Source organism: Asticcacaulis sp. AC466, from assembly GCF_000495815.1.
In the GTDB taxonomy this organism is placed as follows: Bacteria; Pseudomonadota; Alphaproteobacteria; order Caulobacterales; family Caulobacteraceae; genus Asticcacaulis.
In genome coordinates, this window is the sequence record NZ_AWGE01000027.1 from 1 (window position 1) to 15,710 (window position 15,710).

Consider the following 15,710-nt stretch of genomic DNA (forward strand, 5'->3'; position numbering starts at 1 on the left):
GGCGGGGGCCGGTGCGGGCGCGGGCGGCGGCGGTGGCGGCGATGCGTCCGTCGCGCAGCTGGCGAGTGTGACGGCAAGGCTAAGGGCCAACAGGCTTGAGGCAAAGCCCTTGGTGATTGCCAACTTCATACGCAGGTTCCCCTATTCCAAGGTGCCGCCCCCATTATTACAGGGGGACGGTTGGTGATTTTCTGTTTTGAGACGAAAAGGCTATGAGCCCCTCAGAAGGCTTAAACCGTATGACGCAGTGTTCAACAGGAAAAACGCCGAAATTATGGCTGTTAGCCGCCAAAAGGGTTAATGCGGACTTCGGGCGGATTGGAATTTTTGTTAAAAATCAATGCGCTGCATGGTTAATTTGTGTCTTCGTGAGGCTTGACAAAGCAATAAAAACTTTTGGTGACCGATTCCCTTTGCGGGTTCAGTCAAACAGCTTCGATACGGATTCTTCGTTGGCGATCCGGCGGATAGCTTCGCCCATCAGAGGTGCGACGCCGACGACGCGCACCTTGGCATGGTTCAAAATGGTTTCCGAGGCTTCGATGGAGTCGGTAATGACCAATTCTTTCAGCACGGAATTGGCGACGCGTTCCATGGCGGCGCCAGACAGGACGCCGTGGCTGACATAGGCGGACACAGCGGTGGCGCCGCGATCCATCAAGGCCTTAGCGGCGTTGCACAGGGTGCCGGCGGAATCGACGATATCGTCGAACAGAATGCATTCACGACCGCTGACGTCGCCGATAATGTTCATGACTTCGGACTCCCCTGCGCGCGGACGGCGCTTGTCGACGATGGCCAGATCGGCGCCAAGACGGTCGGCCAGGGCGCGGGCGCGGACAACACCGCCGACGTCGGGCGATACGATCATCAGTTCGCCGGGGGTCTGGTAATTGGCGGCGATATCCTTGGCCATGAAGGGGATGGCGACCAGGTTATCGGTGGGAATATCGAAGAAGCCCTGAATCTGACCGGCATGGAGATCCATGGTCAGGACGCGGTGAGCACCGGCGCGCGTGATCAGGTTAGCGACCAGCTTGGCCGAAATAGGCGTCCGGCCTCCGGTCTTGCGGTCCTGCCGGGCATAGCCGAAATAGGGAATGACGGCGGTGATGCGCTTGGCCGAGGCCCGCGTCAGAGCATCGATGCAGATCAGCAATTCCATCAGATTGTCGTTGGCTGGAAAGCTGGTCGACTGAATGACGAAGACGTCTTCGCCGCGCACGTTTTCATCTATGGTGACGAAGATTTCGTTGTCGGCGAAGCGCTGTACGCGCGCCTTGGTCAGCGGCATGTCGAGATAGTCACCGATGTTCTGGGCCAGGGTCCGGTTGGAATTGGCGGAGAGGAGCTTCATGGTGATATTTCCCGGGGCTGCTGGCGGCGCGTGTACGAATGAGCGGGCTTTTAGCAGGTGAGAGCTAGGGTTCAAGGGGGAACTGTCTTGAAAGTGTAAAAAGACGTTCCCGCCTGAGTTTTGTCACGCGCGGATCATGATGCAGGAGATCAGGCGGCCGTAGTCGGGTTCGCCCAGTTTGAAGGCGCGGCGGTTCGAATAGAATTGCGAGGCATCGGCGCAGGTATCATGTCCGGTTGATGCCGTTTCGGCGCATCCGGCGCGTTTCAGGCGCATGACGCAATAGCCAGGCAGGTCGAACATGCGCTTGTCCATGTCGGCGGCGGCGGCGAAGAAGGGGCGAGCCTCGGGGTCATCCTTGACGATGGTGGCTTCGTAATCGGCGCCGACTTCGTAAGACGCCTGCTGAATGCAGGGGCCGACCACGGCCCGGATGCGTTCGGCCTTGGCGCCTTGCTGGCACATGGCCTTGATGGTCGATTCGATGATGCCGCCCATGGCGCCTTTCCAGCCGGCGTGGCACGAGCCGATGACGCGGCTTTGCGGATCGCAGAACAGGATCGGCGCGCAATCGGCCGACAGGGCCGACAGGACGATGCCGGCGCGGGCAGTGACCAGGCCGTCGGCCTGCGGACGCTCGCCTGTGAAGGGTTCATTGACTTTGACGGCGATGTTCGAATGGGTCTGGTGCAGGGACAAAAGATAGTTTTCCGGGCGGCCAAAGCTGGCTGCGACGCGGCGGCGGTTTTCCGCCACCTTCTCCTGATCGTCGTTCGAGCCCAGACCCAGATTGAGGGTGCCGTAAATGTCACCGGACGCCCCGCCATTGCGGGTGAAAAAGCCGTGTTGGATCTGAGCCAGATCGAGAAGGGGGTGCAGGATACGCGGAGGAAGGAACATGGGCAGGCCTGTAAATCAGAGCGGTCGCCACCCAAATCAGGCGGCGCGGGACAAGAAGAGCGTGTGCGGTTATAGACCCCCACTTGTGGCGGGGATGTGGCTGCGGTTCGGTTCTTCGATGGCAGGGGAGGCGCGTTTTGGCGCGTAAGGCCACTTTATCGGTCGGCGCGATCGGCTTCAAGCGCGAAGAGGTTAATGTTAACCGGAAAGGCCATGCCTAAGACCTTGAACAGGTCGCCCATCTGGTCGGGCGCCATCAGGCGATCGTATTGGCGTTGCAATTTCGCAGCCTGATCGGGGTTCTTTTCGGCCAGAGCGGCGTGGCGGGCGGCAATGCCCAGGCGTGACAGGAAAAGGCTTTGAGATATGATCGGGCTGACGGCCGCCCCGGCACGTGCGGCGGCGTTGGCAACGGCGGGAAAGTCGGCCCAGACCGTCAGGTCGTTTTCGCCCGGAGCGTCGAGCGGATCGCGCTTGCCGTGGCGATAAAGGGCCTGAAGCGTGTCGCCGGTTTCCGGCTGGTCGCGGCCATAATCGATAAGCAAAGCCGCGCCCGTTGCCGCCTTCAGCAGGAGGGCCAGTGTCTCGGCCAATCGGGTCTGGGCCGGGGAAATTTCGATAACCTGTCCCGGCTCAGCGGAAAGGGGGGGGGCGAAATCCTCACCGACCGGGACCAGTCCGAAGGCGAGGCGTCCCGCCTGAACGCCGACGCAGCGCTCGAACCAGGCCTCGTCACCGCGTACGAACTGGCGCGCAGGCAGGCAATCGAGCAGTTCATTGGCAATTACAAGCACAGGCAGGTCGTCATCGAGCCGGTCGAGCGACGGCACGAACTGCGCCTCCGGCACGGCCTTCGCCTGAAGGGCGCGCAAGGCCGGCGAAGGCTCAACCAAGGTGACGTGGGCGGCGTCGCGCAGCCCCGGCACACGCGCGGCGACCCGGAGGATATCGCTCATCAACGCGCCGTCGCCGCCGCCGATTTCGACCAACCGAAATGCGCCCGGCGCACCGAGCGCCTGCCACATCTGGGCGACCCAGACGCCGATCATTTCCCCGAACATCTGAGATACCAAAGGCGCGGTCAGAAAATCTCCGTCCGCACCGAGACGGACGTGACGCGTATAATAGCCGTCGATGGGATCGAGCAGGCAGCGCGCCATATAGTCGGCGACCGACATGGGGCCTTCCTGGGTGATCTGCTCGATCAGCCGTTCTTTCAGGGACACGTCAACCGTCCAGTTGCGGTGTTTCGGTGTCCGCGGGCGGCGGCGGGTTACGCAGGGCCAGCCAGATGAAGAAGGCTCCGCCGGCGACCATCAGCAGGGACAGGGATTGTCCCATGGTGATGACGTTCTTGAAGAAGGGCAGCATTTGCGCGTCCGGTTCGCGGAAGTTTTCGATGATGATGCGGAAAACGCCGTAGCCGGTGATGAATATGCCCATGATCAGTCCGGGACGTTTGAATTGGCGATAGACGTGGACCAGGACGAACAGGATGGCAAACAGCAATAGGCCCTCGGCAAAGGCCTCATACAACTGGCTGGGATGGCGCGGATACAGCCCCGCCGGACAGGGACCGCCATACTGTTGTTCGATATATTTGTTGCAGAAGATCATGCCCCATGGCGCATCCGTATGGCGTCCCCACAGTTCGCCATTAACGAAATTGGCGATGCGTCCGAAGAACAGGCCAATGGGCGCGGCGCAGGCCAGCAGGTCGCCGAGATTCAGCATGCGCGCCTGGTCAAATTTCTGCGACTTGCAATAGAGCACAGTCGCCAGGGTCACGCCGATAAAGCCGCCGTGGAAGGACATGCCCCCCTGCCAGATCTTGAACACATCAAGCGGACTTTTCCAGATGATCGACATGTCGTAGGCCAGCACATAGCCTATGCGGCCGCCCAGTATAATGCCGAGCGTGATCCACAGGATGAGGTCGTCGAGCTGCGCCGCATCGACCGGTGGCTGGCGCGGCGTCCATAGGGCCTGTTTTTTTACCAGCGAGCCGACATATAGCCAGCCAGCCACTATGCCGGCGACATAGGCGAGGGCGTACCAACGCACGGCAATGGGGCCGAGATGGATGAGGACGGGATCGATATCCGGCAGGTTGATCGGCATCAGCCAGTAATCTCCAAAGTCAATGTCGACGGAGAGGCGATGAATGGCGCCTCCCCAGGGCCCGTTTAGCAACTTCGCTGTGACTCGTCCCCACAAAAGAGAAGCGGCCTCGCCAGAATCATGAAAAGTTTGTCGGAATTGAGATGGAGGCCTATACTGCGTCTGTTTCATGCCCTACGGAGTGCCTGCCATGCAAAGCCAAAACCCCTTCCTCGATGAACTTGCCAAAATGACCACCGGCGCCATGTCTCTGGCCCAGGCCGCAGGCGAGGAAGCCAAGGCCGCCTTTCGCGCCCAGGGCGATCGCTTCGTGGCCGACATGGATTTGGTGCGTCGTGACGAACTGGAAGCGTTGCGCGCCGAAGTCGCCGAACTGCGCTCTGCCGTGGCCGCGCTTAGCGTCAAGCCGAAGGGCAAGGGCGTGAAGCCCGATGCCGAAGTACCGCAAGACTGACTACACAAAGAGATAGCTGACTTATGAATACCCCTCAAACCCTCGACAGCGATGCCGCCTTCGATCCCCTCGATATGGTGGAATCCATTCTGACTGAGGAGGGGCTGGAATTTGAACGCACGCCGGAAGGCGATCTGGGCTTTGCCCTGACCGGCGACTGGCGGACCTATGAAATGTGGTTTTCCTGGCGTCCGGAAGGCGAATGCCTGCAACTGTGCTGTTCGCTCGATGTCGAAGGCGGCACCGGCAAGGTTTTGCCGATCGAGCGTCTCGGCGGGCTTTACGAACTGATCGGGCTGGTCAATCAGCATGTCTGGTTCGGCCATTTCGAGGTCTTTCGCGATGCCGATACATTGGATGTCATTTTCCGTCATACGGTCGCGCTCAATCCCCTTGAGCGGACGTCGGTGGGCGCCAGTGCGCATATGATCAACAGCGCCGCCGAAGCCGTTGACCGTTTCTTCCCCGCCTTCGATTTTTGGTTCAAGGGCGCCTTAAGCGCCGGGGACGCGTTTGCGGCCTGTCTGTTCGAAACGGTCGGCGAAGCCTGATCCTGCCTTGTCAGAGGCGTACCTCATGACTACTTACCGCATATTGCCTATCTGAGGATTTCCACATGAGCTTAGCGAAACCGATCCTGCTTGTTGGCGCCGGAGCGCTGGGATCATCGATTTTGAAGGGGTTCCGCATCGCCGGACATGTGGCGCCGTCCGACATGATGATCCTGGACCTGAAGCCGGGCGATGAGGCGCAGGCCTATGCCGCGGACGGCGCGCGGCTCAATCCGCAGCCGGAGGTGTGGATCGAGGCGAAAACCATCATCCTGGCCGTCAAGCCGCAAGGCTGGCATGCGGTGGCCCAAATCCTTAACGGCAATATCGCCGATGATGCGGCCTTGATCTCGGTCATGGCCGGGGTGACGACGGCGCAACTGGGCCAGGCCTTCGCCGGTCATCCGATCGCGCGTGTCATGCCGACGACGGGCGTGGCGACGGGCAAGGGCGTAGCCAGTTTGTACGGTGCCTCCGATGCTGCCCTGGCGGCGGCGCGTGGCGTTTTCGCGCCCATGGCCCAGACGGTCGAATTCAGCGACGAAAGCCAGATCAATTCGGCGACCGCGGTATCGGGCTCAGGCCCGGCCTATGTCTATGCCTTTGTGCGGGCGCTGGAAAAGGCGGGCAAGGCGGCAGGGCTGTCGACCAGCCACGCCCGCGACCTGGCGCGCGGCACTTTGATTTCGGCGGCGCGCCTGCTCGATGAAACCGGTGAGGAACCGGACGCCCTGATTAAGAAGGTCGCCTCGCCCGGCGGTACGACCGAAGCGGCGCTCAATGTCCTGTGCAAACCCGGCGAAGGCCTGGATGAACTCATCCTGGCCTCCGTCGAAGCGGCGCACAAGCGATCCAAAGAACTGGGCTAGTCTCCGGTTATTCGATCTTTAGCGCGGCCTTGATCGAGTTCCAGTCGACAATCTTGAAGTTCTGGCGCTGACGGGTCGTTGCCGGCGTTTCGCCGTCCGTGTCCGAATCGTCTTGCATGACGACGACGCCATTGGCGTAGGGACCGACCGCGCCGCCTAGCGCCGCCACGCCGTCCGTACCGGTCACCGCATCGATTCCATTGCCGGGATAGACCGAAAAACGACCTTGATAGACCGGGGTGGCCCCTTCGACACGCCAGACGGCGAAAGCCGAATCGCCTTGTGATGAGGCGATCAGATAGGTTTTCGCGCCTTCACGCAGAAGCGTCAGGCCCTCAATATCGGCAACCAGCTTCTGAGACGGCAAGGACTCCACGGCTGTTCGGGCATTGCCGCTGGCCGGGTCGAGACCGTATTGCCATAGGGCGACATTTTCCTCGGCGATGTACAGACGTCCGCTAACGTCATCGGCAACACAACCCTCCGACTGGCTGCCCACCGCGAATTGCCGCACAACGGTCGCCTTCGGCAGGCCGTTTTCGACGGTCAGAACCGATTGCGTGACGTCGCCATCTTTTCCGACCATGATCAGGCTAAGGCGATTGTCCCGCGTGAGCCCCATGCAGAACCCGTAAGCCTCGCTCGCCGGTATCGCAACGAAGCCCCATGGGGCGGTTTGCAGGGCGGCAGTGTCGAGGGTGAAGAGGGCGGCACCTCCCTTTACACGGTCCGAAGCCGCGATGACGGTATCGGGCAGGCCCGCGATTTTCAGACCGCTGCGCAGATCGACATTGTTCATCGGCCCGACCGGCAGGAACTGCTTTTGCTTGCCGTCGATGTCGTACACGTAAAGGCCGGCTTTTTTGTCAGTGGCGTAGATCAGGGCGCGGCGTGAATCGTTCGGATCGACCCAGATTTCAGGGTCGTCGGCGCTGTCCAGATTAAGCGTAGCGACGGCCTGCGTTTCCGCTGCCGCAATCACCGGTGTTCCGGTTCCATTTATGAGTAATTTTGAGTCTGAAATTAATTCCGGATGTACAGTTGCGCATCCTGACAAGAGTGTTGCAGTTAAGGCAATGGATGAGGCTGTCACAAATCTGTTACATAATTTTGTCAAATACATCATAAGCTCCGACTATTAGCTATATTTCCGTGTGTATATCAAAGTCCATTGGCTTTGCACTTAATATTTCTTTGAAATGGGGTAGTTTCAGAAATGTATACGATGAAGTATTTGTTGACGGGCGTGGCTATGGCCCCGCTCGCCCTTAGTCTTGCCGGGGCCAGCCAGGCCCAGGAAGCAGCTGTGACGGCGGAAGCGCCTGTTGAGGTTGTGGTTTTCGGCACGCGTGCGGCCGAGCGGCAATCGCTCGACCAAAAACATGCGTCTCAGGTCACGCGGGAAGTGATCACCGCCAATGACGCCGGCAAGTTGCCGGACCAGAACGTCGCGGAAGTCGTCACCCGTATGCCGGGCGTCACGGTCGCGGACGATCAGGGGGAAGGGCGCTATGTCGTCATTCGCGGTCTCGATCCCTCGCTCGCCGCCGTGCGCATCAACGGTCAGGATGCTGCAGCACCCGAAAGCGATACACGTTCGGTCAAGCTGGATACGATTCCGACCGGCCTGATCGGCAGCGTCGAGGTCATCAAGGATCAGACCGCCGAATACGACGCCAGCGCCATTGCCGGCGCGGTCAACGTCAAGACCCTGTCGGCCTTCGACCGAAAGAAACCGTTCCTGACCGCGCGTTATTCGGCAGGCTATTTCGAACTAAACAAGAAGACGTCGTATGACGCCGACGTGTCGGCGGGCACGCGCTTTGGACCGAACCAGGCCTTCGGTATCGTGGCGGCGCTCAATTCGTCACGTCGTCCGCAGGCGTCGGACAATCTCCAGGGGACGGATGGCTGGAAAAACGGCGTGCCGGATGACTGGCGTCTGCGCGACTACTACGTCATTCGCAACCGCCAGGGCGCGGCGCTAAATTTCGACTATAAGCCCAGCGACGATCTCCATCTGTACGCCCGCACCTTGTTTTCACACTTTACCGACATGGAGCAGCGTCAGCAGTTCCGCGTCAATCTCGACGGCGCGACGATTTCGAACCCGGTCGGCAGCACGGCCAGCTTCGCTGCTGCCAAGGCAGCCGTTCGCGACGCCAAGTACCGTTTCGAGGATGAGCATATCTCGACCGTCAATCTGGGCGGGGAATTTACCGTCGGAGCGGGCAAGCTGGAGGTCGATGTGACGTCGTCCTCGGCGATCAAGGATGACGATCCGCGCTACAACTTCTCCTATCAGACCGGCAAGAAGGACGTGAAGGGGACCTATGACCTGTCGGACGTACTGTTCACCGTCACACCGAATGCTGCCGCCTATGACGCATCGAAGTACAAGGCCAAGGAAGCGGCGCTTGAGGCCGACCACGGTCGCGAAACCATGAACCAGGCATCGGTGGATTACACCTTGCCGACCACACTGTTCGGCGCGGACACAGTCGTCAAGACCGGCGTGAAATATTCGGAGCGCCATAAGCGCAGCGCGGTCGATTACCGTCTGTACACGGTTAGCGGCAACATGCTGCTGTCGGATTTTCAGTCGCAACCGGCTGGGCCGATCAACGGCAACGTCTTCGGTCCCACCGTCGATTTCCTGAAATCCCTGTCCTATGCCCAGACCAACAACCTGCTGGTGCTACAACAGGCTGACAGCGTGGCCGACGATCTGGGCGGCGACTATGATGTCCGCGAAAAGGTCACCGCGGGCTATGTTCAAGCTACGATCCGCAGCGGCAATCTGACCGTAACTCCGGGCCTTCGTGTCGAACACACCGCCGCCGACTATGCCGCCAAGGCGTTCGACGAGAATTCGCCCTTCGATACCCCGTTCAACAGCTTCGGCAAGAAGGACTATACCGACCTGTTTCCGTCCCTGGTCGGCCGTTACGATTTCAGCGGCAATACCCTGGCCCGTTTCGCTGCCACCACGGCAATCGGCCGCCCGAACTATGTCGACCTGGCGCCGCGCGTCAACATCAACCGCGACGACGATGCGCTGGACATCGGCAATCCGAACCTGAACCCACTGAAATCGGTCAATCTCGATGCCGGTTTCGAGCATTATTTTGGCCGCAAGGGCATGGTTTCGGTCGCCGTCTTCCACAAATCGATTGACGATCCGATCTTCGTTACAGGCCGCACGGCCAATAACGAACTGATCAATGGCACGGTCTATAATGGTGCGTCGATCACCCAGGCCGTCAATCTGAAGTCGGCCAACGTCAGTGGCGTCGAATTCAACTATGTCATGCAATTCGATAGCCTGCCTGCGCCGTTCGACGGCTTGGGCACGTCGCTCAATGTCACGGCACAGGATTCGAGCAGTGACGGTGCGCCCGGCCGCAGTGGTGATGTTCGCCTGATCTATACCTCCGACCTGACCGGCACCGCCGAGCTGACTTACGAAAAGCATGGTTGGACAGCCCGGGTCGCCTATTCCTATCGCTCAAAATACCTCGATACCCTGGGTGAAACCGCCGCCACGGACATCTACACCGCCGGCAATGGCAAGCTCGACCTCAAGGTCGGCTATGCCGTGACGCGCAATGTGCAGCTCTATGTCGAAGGCAAGAACCTCAACGAGTCGGTCTGGCGCCGGACGATGGGTGGTGGCACGCAACTGGTCGAAAATGAGTTCTACGGCCGCACCTGGCGTTTCGGCGTCGCGGCGAAGTTCTAGACTGCACGAAAGCCTGAACTGTCCCGGAGGGCTTTGAGTTTGCGCCCGCTTCGAAAGGAGCGGGCGCTTTTTTGACGTTCGTCCCGGATATAATCTCAGGGCGTCCGGTTGCGTGGCGATTTCATTGCCGCTAAAGCACGGCCATGCTGCGTATCACCGAATTGAAGTTACCGCTTGACCACGCGCCGGAAGCCCTGGCGGCCGCCATTCAGACGCGGCTCGGCATCGCGCCGGACGACCTGCTGTCGTTCACCGTCGCGCGCCGGGCGCATGATGCGCGACGCAAGTCAGCCATCCTGATGATCTATTCTGTCGATGTGACCGTCACGGACGAGCAGGGGGTACTGGACAGGCTGGCCGGCGATCCTGGTGTCAGGCTAAGCCCCGATACCGAATACCGATTTATCGGCACGCCGGTGCTGGATACGGACAGGCATCGTCCCGTCATTATCGGCGCTGGGCCATGCGGGCTTTTCGCCGCGCTCATCCTGGCCCAGATGGGCCTGCGTCCCATCATACTGGAACGCGGCAAGGTGGTGCGCGAACGTACCAAGGATACGTGGGGGCTATGGCGGCGCGGCGAACTCCACCCAGAATCGAACGTCCAGTTCGGTGAAGGCGGTGCCGGGACCTTTTCGGATGGCAAGCTATACAGCCAGATCAAGGATCCGCGCCATCTCAGCCGTAAGGTGCTGACCGAATTTGTCAAGGCCGGCGCGCCGCCAGAAATTCTGACCGAGGCGCACCCGCATATCGGCACGTTCCGGCTGGTGACCATGGTTGAACACATGCGTCGGACCATCGAATCGCTGGGTGGCGAATACCGCTGGGAAAAGCGTGTCGAGGATGTCGACGTTCATGTCGCGCCGGACGGCACCCGCAGCGTACGCGGTTTGCATCTGCACACCGGCGAATATCTCGAAGCGGATCGGGTCGTTCTGGCGGTCGGCCACAGCGCGCGCGATACCTTTTATATGCTGCATGATCGTGGCGTGTTCATCGAAGCCAAGCCCTTTTCCATCGGTGTGCGGATTGAGCACCCGCAATCCTGGATCGACATGGCGCGCTTTGGCGCCTGCGCCGGCCACCCCGATCTCGGTGCGGCGGCCTACAGCCTGTCGCATCACTGCGCCAATGGCCGGACGGTCTACAGTTTTTGCATGTGTCCCGGTGGGCGCGTGGTCGCCGCGGCGTCGGAACCGGGCCGCGTCGTCACCAACGGGATGAGCCAATATTCCCGCAAGGAATTCAACGCCAATGCCGGTTTTGTCGTCGGCATAGACCCGGAGCGTGACTATCCGGGCCATCCGCTTGCCGGGATTGAACTACAGCGCCGGCTGGAATCGCAGGCCTTCGTCGCCGGCGGATCGAACTACAAGGCGCCGGGGCAAAAGGTCGGAGACTTCCTCAAGGGCCAGGCCTCTACGGAATTCGGCGAAGTGCTGCCGTCGTACAAGCCGGGTGTGCATCTGACCGATCTGTCTGCCTGCCTGCCCGATTTCGCCGTCGCCGCCATGCGTGAGGCCTTGCCGGTCTTTGGGCGTCAGATTGCGCGCTACGATCATCCGGACGCGATCATGACCGGTGTCGAGACGCGGACGTCATCGCCCATTCGCATCACCCGTGGCAAGGACATGCAAAGCCTGAATACGGTTGGCCTGTATCCGGCTGGCGAAGGTGCTGGCTATGCCGGCGGTATCCTGTCGGCGGCGATAGATGGCATCAAGATCGCCGAGGCCGTAGCGCAGGCCTGGATGACGCCTGAGCAATGATCACGCCAATGATCACGCCTGGGCAATCGGCAGGCTGATACAGGCGCGCAGGCCACCCGATGGACTGCTATCCAGCGTCAGGTCGCCGCCGTGGCCGCGCACGATGTCGCGGGCGATGGCCAGGCCGAGACCGACGCCCTTGATGTTCTGGTTGCGCGCTTCGTCCAGACGGGAAAAGGGCTTGAACGCTTCTTCGCGTTTTTCCGGCGCGATGCCAGGACCATCGTCGTCGATAATGAGCAGCAGGCGTTGACCTTCGACGCGGGCGTGGAAGCGGACATGCTTGCCGTAGTGGAAACCATTCATGATAAGGTTCGTCACGGCGCGCTGGACCGCCAGTTCGCGAATGGTGACGCGCTGATCGGTCTCAAGCGGTTCGGTCTGTAATTTATGGCCGATGCGGGCAATGTTGTCGCTGATTGTGTCCATGAAATGCCGGACCGAGACGCTGTCGGTATTTTCCGACATTTCGCCACGCGCGAAGGCCAGGTATTCGTCGATCATATAGGCCATTTCTGACACATCCTGCTTCATCCGCTCGGTGGCGGTGTCCTGGGCGGCCATGGCCAGCTCCAGCTTCAGGCGGGTCAGCGGCGTGCGCAGATCATGACTGACAGAAGCGAGGAGAGTGGTGCGCTGTTCGATCTGGCGCTGTATGCGCGCCTTCATTTTCAGGAAGGCCTCGGCTGCGGCGCGGACTTCGGTAGCGCCATAGGGCTTGAATTTCGGGTCTTCCTCGCCACGGCCGAACCGTTCCGCCGCCTGGCTCAGCCGTTCTATGGCCCGTACCTGATTGCGGATGAACAACATGGCGATGGCGGTCAGAATACAGGTGGCGCCCAGCATCCAGAAGATGAAGATATAGCCGGTGGTGGCAAACGCGCGGTCCTTGGGCGCGACAATGCGTAATACGCCTTCCTTGACCTGTACGCGAATATCGACGAAGCCGGGGTAGCGGGTGGTGTCGAACCAGAAGGGCTCTTCGAGCTGATCGCCCAGGGCCTGGTTCATTGTACGGTTCAAGGCAAAAAAGATCGACGGGCGCTGGTTTGTCGGCAACTTCTCACCAGGCCTCAGCGAGATCGACAACTGCATCGAGGTGTCAGCCTGGGCTTTGATTTTATGCAGGTTCTTAGGGGTCGGGTCGTCTTCATAGGCGCGCACGGCCCAGGCGATGTCGCCGGCCAGTCCTTCCGACAGCTTGGCGGTGACGGTTTCCCAATGCTTGTCGAAAAACACCCAGGTGACGGCGATCTGCATGATGGCGATCGGCAACACGATGATCAGCAGGACGCGCGCCATAAGGGAGCGCGGCAACGCGCGCTTGACATAGGCAGGCCAGAATTTCAGTCGCGGCAGCTTGAAGGCCATTCGGGATGGCCTTAATCTGGCGCCAGCATATAGCCCTTGCCGCGCACGGTCTGGAGATAGCGCGGGTTCTTCGGATCCTGTTCAATCTTGCGGCGCAGGCGGGTGACCTGAACATCAACGGCGCGGCCGGTGGTGTCGACGCTGTCCTTGGCCAGGTCCATACGGTCCACCGGCACATTGGCGCGTTCGGCGAGATATTTGAGCAGTTGCGATTCCGCCTCGGTCAGGCGAACCAGGGCGCCGTTCTTGCTAAGTTCCGAGCGTTCCAGGTCGAAGCTGAAAGACCCCATGGTGATCGATTTCGGCAAGGCAGGTTTTACACCGGCGCGACGCAGTATCGCCTCGATACGCAGCAATAATTCCTGCGGTTCGAACGGCTTGGACAGATAGTCGTCGGCGCCGATCGACAGCCCCATGATGCGGTCGTCGGGCAGACCGCGCGCCGTCAGGATCAGGATGGGGACGTTGGAATTGCTGCGCACCCATTTCGACAGCGAAAAGCCGTCTTCGCCCGGCATCATGACGTCGAGGATCAGCAGGTCGAAGTCGAGCAACTGCAACATGCGTTTGGCGGCGTCGGCATGGGCGGCGGCGGTGACGCGAAATCCCTGTCGTGACAGGAACTCTTTCAGCAGGGTGCGGATGCGGTCATCGTCATCGACCACCAGCAAGTGACGGGTGGTGGCGTCATTCTGCGACGCGCTTTGCCCAGGGGCCAGGCTCATAGTGTCTGCTCTCTCACATGTTCAAGATACGACTCTTAAACAGAATTGCGGGTTTTAACAGATCACTATTCGTTGAGAAATGTAAAGTCGTCACAATTGCCGCGTGCCGACCGCTGCGTTCCGAATTTTTATCACTGCGTCTTTGCGCTGGACAGGGCGCCGATAGTGCTGAACTAATCGCGTTATGACCGATACTCCCGAACAGATCGCGATCCGGCACGGGCTGCAAAATCCCGACCTGATGAAGGCCGCGCTGGCGCTTTACGACAATCGCCTGGAAATCGCCGAGCCTATCCTGCGTACCCATCTGAAAGCCGATCCGTTCGACGTGGCCGCCATACGTATGCTGGCCGAGGTGGCGGCGCGTATCGGGCGCTACCGCGATTCCGAAAACCTGCTGCGCCGCGCCGTTGAGCTGGCGCCGGGGTTCGGCGCTGCCCGCGCCAATCTGGCCTCCGTCCTGTATAAGCAAAACCGCGCTGAAGAGGCGATAGCCGAGCTGGATCTTTTGCTGGCAGACGGGGGCAATGAGAATATCGGCTTGAGCAATCTCAAGGCGGCGGCGCTCAGCAAAATCGGTGGCTTCGACGAGGCGATCCGCCTGTACAAGGACGTGGTGGCGCGCGCACCGAGCCAGCCCAAGGTCTGGATGAGCCTGGGGCACATGCTGAAAACCGTGGGACGCCAAGACGAGGGCATTTCCGCCTATCGAACGGCGTTGGCGATCCAGCCGACACTGGGCGAAGTGTGGTGGAGCCTGGCTAACCTAAAGACGGTTCGGTTTTCATCCGACGACATGGCGGCCATGCAGGCGGCGCTGACCCAGCCGGACTTGAGCGATGAGGACCGGTTTCACCTCGATTTCGCCTTGGGCAAGGCGTTCGAAGATCAGAAAGCCCATGCCGAGGCGTTTGAGCATTACGCGCGCGGCAATGCCTTGCGCCGCCGGTCAATCGATTACAGCGCTGACGATATGACGGCATCGGTTGACCAAAGTATAGACCTGTTCACGCCGGATTTTTTTGCGGCCCGCGCTGGCTTGGGCAGCGACGCGCGCGATCCCATTTTTATCCTCGGCATGCCGCGTGCCGGCTCGACCCTGATCGAGCAGATACTCTCCAGTCATAGCCAGGTGGAGGGCACGTCCGAATTGCCCGACATTCCGGCCCTGGCGCGCGAAGGCCACGACTATCCCGCGCGCGTTGCCGATATTCCGCCGGAACGCCTCACGGCATTGGGGGAGAGCTATCTGTCGCGGACGCGTGTTCAGCGCAAGACCGACCGACCGATGTTCATCGACAAGCTGCCCAATAACTGGGCATTCGTCCCATTCATCCATCTCATCCTGCCCAATGCCATTATAATCGATGCGCGCCGCCACCCGCTCGGGTGCTGTTTTTCCAATTTCAAGCAGCATTTCGCACGCGGGCAGGGCTTTTCCTACAGCCTGGACGACATGGGGCGATACTATGCCGACTATGTGCGTCTGATGCATCATGTCGATACGGTTCTGCCTGGCCGCGTACATCGTGTCTTTTATGAGCGCATGGTCGAGGAGACCGAAACCGAGGTGCGCAAATTGTTGGCCCATTGCGGGCTCGGCTTCGAAGACGCTTGCCTGCGCTTCCATGAAACCGAGCGGGCTGTTCGCACGGCCTCTTCGGAACAGGTCCGCCAGCCGATTTTCAAGGCCGGCACCGAAGGCTGGCAAGGGTTCGAGCCGTGGCTGGACCCGCTAAAAGCCGCACTGGGTCCCGTCCTGGACCTCTATCCAGACATTCCTCAATCCTTTTAAAAAGTTGCCGCTGCGTAAGGTGGCGTGGCAATTGCGACACAATTGTGATCGCA

The 15,710-nt window shown here is 60.3% G+C and carries 13 protein-coding genes; 6 read left to right on the forward strand and 7 right to left on the reverse strand.

The window, feature by feature from the left end; genetic code table 11:
- Nucleotides 1-421: 421 nt before the first annotated feature.
- The 4 genes from AEAC466_RS42560 to lgt form a co-directional block, all read right to left on the reverse strand.
- Complete coding sequence (locus tag AEAC466_RS42560) at nt 422-1,357, reverse strand: ribose-phosphate pyrophosphokinase (RefSeq protein ID WP_023460122.1); 936 nt, start codon at nt 1,355-1,357, stop codon at nt 422-424.
- A gap of 123 nt (nt 1,358-1,480) precedes the next feature.
- Nucleotides 1,481-2,257: a peptidoglycan editing factor PgeF gene (gene pgeF, locus AEAC466_RS42565; protein WP_023460123.1), complete on the reverse strand. Its 777-nt coding sequence runs from the start codon at nt 2,255-2,257 to the stop codon at nt 1,481-1,483.
- Nucleotides 2,258-2,412: 155 nt separating this feature from the next.
- The gene (locus AEAC466_RS42570) at nt 2,413-3,483 is read right to left on the reverse strand and encodes a class I SAM-dependent methyltransferase (RefSeq protein WP_023460124.1); all 1,071 of its coding nucleotides are present in this window, start codon (nt 3,481-3,483) and stop codon (nt 2,413-2,415) included.
- Nucleotide 3,484: 1 nt separating this feature from the next.
- A complete protein-coding gene (gene lgt / locus AEAC466_RS42575; protein ID WP_155913895.1) occupies nt 3,485-4,372 on the reverse strand; it encodes a prolipoprotein diacylglyceryl transferase in 888 nt (295 codons plus the stop codon).
- A gap of 196 nt (nt 4,373-4,568) precedes the next feature.
- Between lgt and AEAC466_RS42580 the strand changes: the two genes are divergently transcribed.
- From AEAC466_RS42580 to proC, 3 genes are all read left to right on the forward strand, one after another.
- A complete protein-coding gene (locus tag AEAC466_RS42580; protein WP_023460126.1) occupies nt 4,569-4,832 on the forward strand; it encodes an accessory factor UbiK family protein in 264 nt (87 codons plus the stop codon).
- Between the two features lie 23 nt (nt 4,833-4,855).
- Nucleotides 4,856-5,383 (forward strand): YbjN domain-containing protein, encoded by a 528-nt coding sequence (locus AEAC466_RS42585; protein WP_023460127.1) that lies wholly within the window; start codon nt 4,856-4,858, stop codon nt 5,381-5,383.
- Between the two features lie 65 nt (nt 5,384-5,448).
- Nucleotides 5,449-6,252: a pyrroline-5-carboxylate reductase gene (gene proC, locus AEAC466_RS42590; protein WP_023460128.1), complete on the forward strand. Its 804-nt coding sequence runs from the start codon at nt 5,449-5,451 to the stop codon at nt 6,250-6,252.
- A 7-nt stretch (nt 6,253-6,259) separates the two neighbouring features.
- Here proC and AEAC466_RS42595 read toward each other — a convergent pair whose 3' ends face one another.
- Nucleotides 6,260-7,234, reverse strand: coding sequence for a phytase (locus tag AEAC466_RS42595; RefSeq protein WP_023460129.1), 975 nt, complete (start codon nt 7,232-7,234; stop codon nt 6,260-6,262).
- 243 nt (nt 7,235-7,477) lie between these two features.
- Between AEAC466_RS42595 and AEAC466_RS42600 the strand changes: the two genes are divergently transcribed.
- The gene (locus AEAC466_RS42600; RefSeq protein WP_023460130.1) at nt 7,478-9,994 is read left to right on the forward strand and encodes a TonB-dependent receptor; all 2,517 of its coding nucleotides are present in this window, start codon (nt 7,478-7,480) and stop codon (nt 9,992-9,994) included.
- 143 nt (nt 9,995-10,137) lie between these two features.
- Nucleotides 10,138-11,766, forward strand: a complete 1,629-nt coding sequence (locus AEAC466_RS42605; protein WP_023460131.1) for an NAD(P)/FAD-dependent oxidoreductase — start codon at nt 10,138-10,140, stop codon at nt 11,764-11,766.
- 12 nt (nt 11,767-11,778) lie between these two features.
- Here the strand turns inward: AEAC466_RS42605 and AEAC466_RS42610 are convergent, their stop codons facing one another.
- Nucleotides 11,779-13,137, reverse strand: a complete 1,359-nt coding sequence (locus AEAC466_RS42610) for an ATP-binding protein (RefSeq protein ID WP_023460132.1) — start codon at nt 13,135-13,137, stop codon at nt 11,779-11,781.
- Between the two features lie 11 nt (nt 13,138-13,148).
- Nucleotides 13,149-13,862 (reverse strand): response regulator, encoded by a 714-nt coding sequence (locus AEAC466_RS42615; protein ID WP_023460133.1) that lies wholly within the window; start codon nt 13,860-13,862, stop codon nt 13,149-13,151.
- A gap of 184 nt (nt 13,863-14,046) precedes the next feature.
- Here AEAC466_RS42615 and AEAC466_RS42620 point away from each other — a divergent pair, with 184 nt between their 5' ends.
- Complete coding sequence (locus tag AEAC466_RS42620; RefSeq protein ID WP_023460134.1) at nt 14,047-15,657, forward strand: tetratricopeptide repeat-containing sulfotransferase family protein; 1,611 nt, start codon at nt 14,047-14,049, stop codon at nt 15,655-15,657.
- The last annotated feature ends 53 nt before the right edge of the window (nt 15,658-15,710 follow it).

What these genes read in the sequence shown, in the direction of transcription:
- AEAC466_RS42605 (WP_023460131.1), top strand. Translation starts at nt 10,138, where the DNA reads ATGCTGCGTATCACCGAATTGAAGTTACCGCTTGACCACGCGCCGGAA.
- AEAC466_RS42580 (WP_023460126.1), top strand. Translation starts at nt 4,569, where the DNA reads ATGCAAAGCCAAAACCCCTTCCTCGATGAACTTGCCAAAATGACCACC.
- pgeF (WP_023460123.1), bottom strand. Translation starts at nt 2,257, where the DNA reads ATGTTCCTTCCTCCGCGTATCCTGCACCCCCTTCTCGATCTGGCTCAG.
- AEAC466_RS42615 (WP_023460133.1), bottom strand. Translation starts at nt 13,862, where the DNA reads ATGAGCCTGGCCCCTGGGCAAAGCGCGTCGCAGAATGACGCCACCACC.
- proC (WP_023460128.1), top strand. Translation starts at nt 5,449, where the DNA reads ATGAGCTTAGCGAAACCGATCCTGCTTGTTGGCGCCGGAGCGCTGGGA.
- AEAC466_RS42585 (WP_023460127.1), top strand. Translation starts at nt 4,856, where the DNA reads ATGAATACCCCTCAAACCCTCGACAGCGATGCCGCCTTCGATCCCCTC.
- AEAC466_RS42620 (WP_023460134.1), top strand. Translation starts at nt 14,047, where the DNA reads ATGACCGATACTCCCGAACAGATCGCGATCCGGCACGGGCTGCAAAAT.
- AEAC466_RS42560 (WP_023460122.1), bottom strand. Translation starts at nt 1,357, where the DNA reads ATGAAGCTCCTCTCCGCCAATTCCAACCGGACCCTGGCCCAGAACATC.
- AEAC466_RS42610 (WP_023460132.1), bottom strand. Translation starts at nt 13,137, where the DNA reads ATGGCCTTCAAGCTGCCGCGACTGAAATTCTGGCCTGCCTATGTCAAG.
- AEAC466_RS42600 (WP_023460130.1), top strand. Translation starts at nt 7,478, where the DNA reads ATGAAGTATTTGTTGACGGGCGTGGCTATGGCCCCGCTCGCCCTTAGT.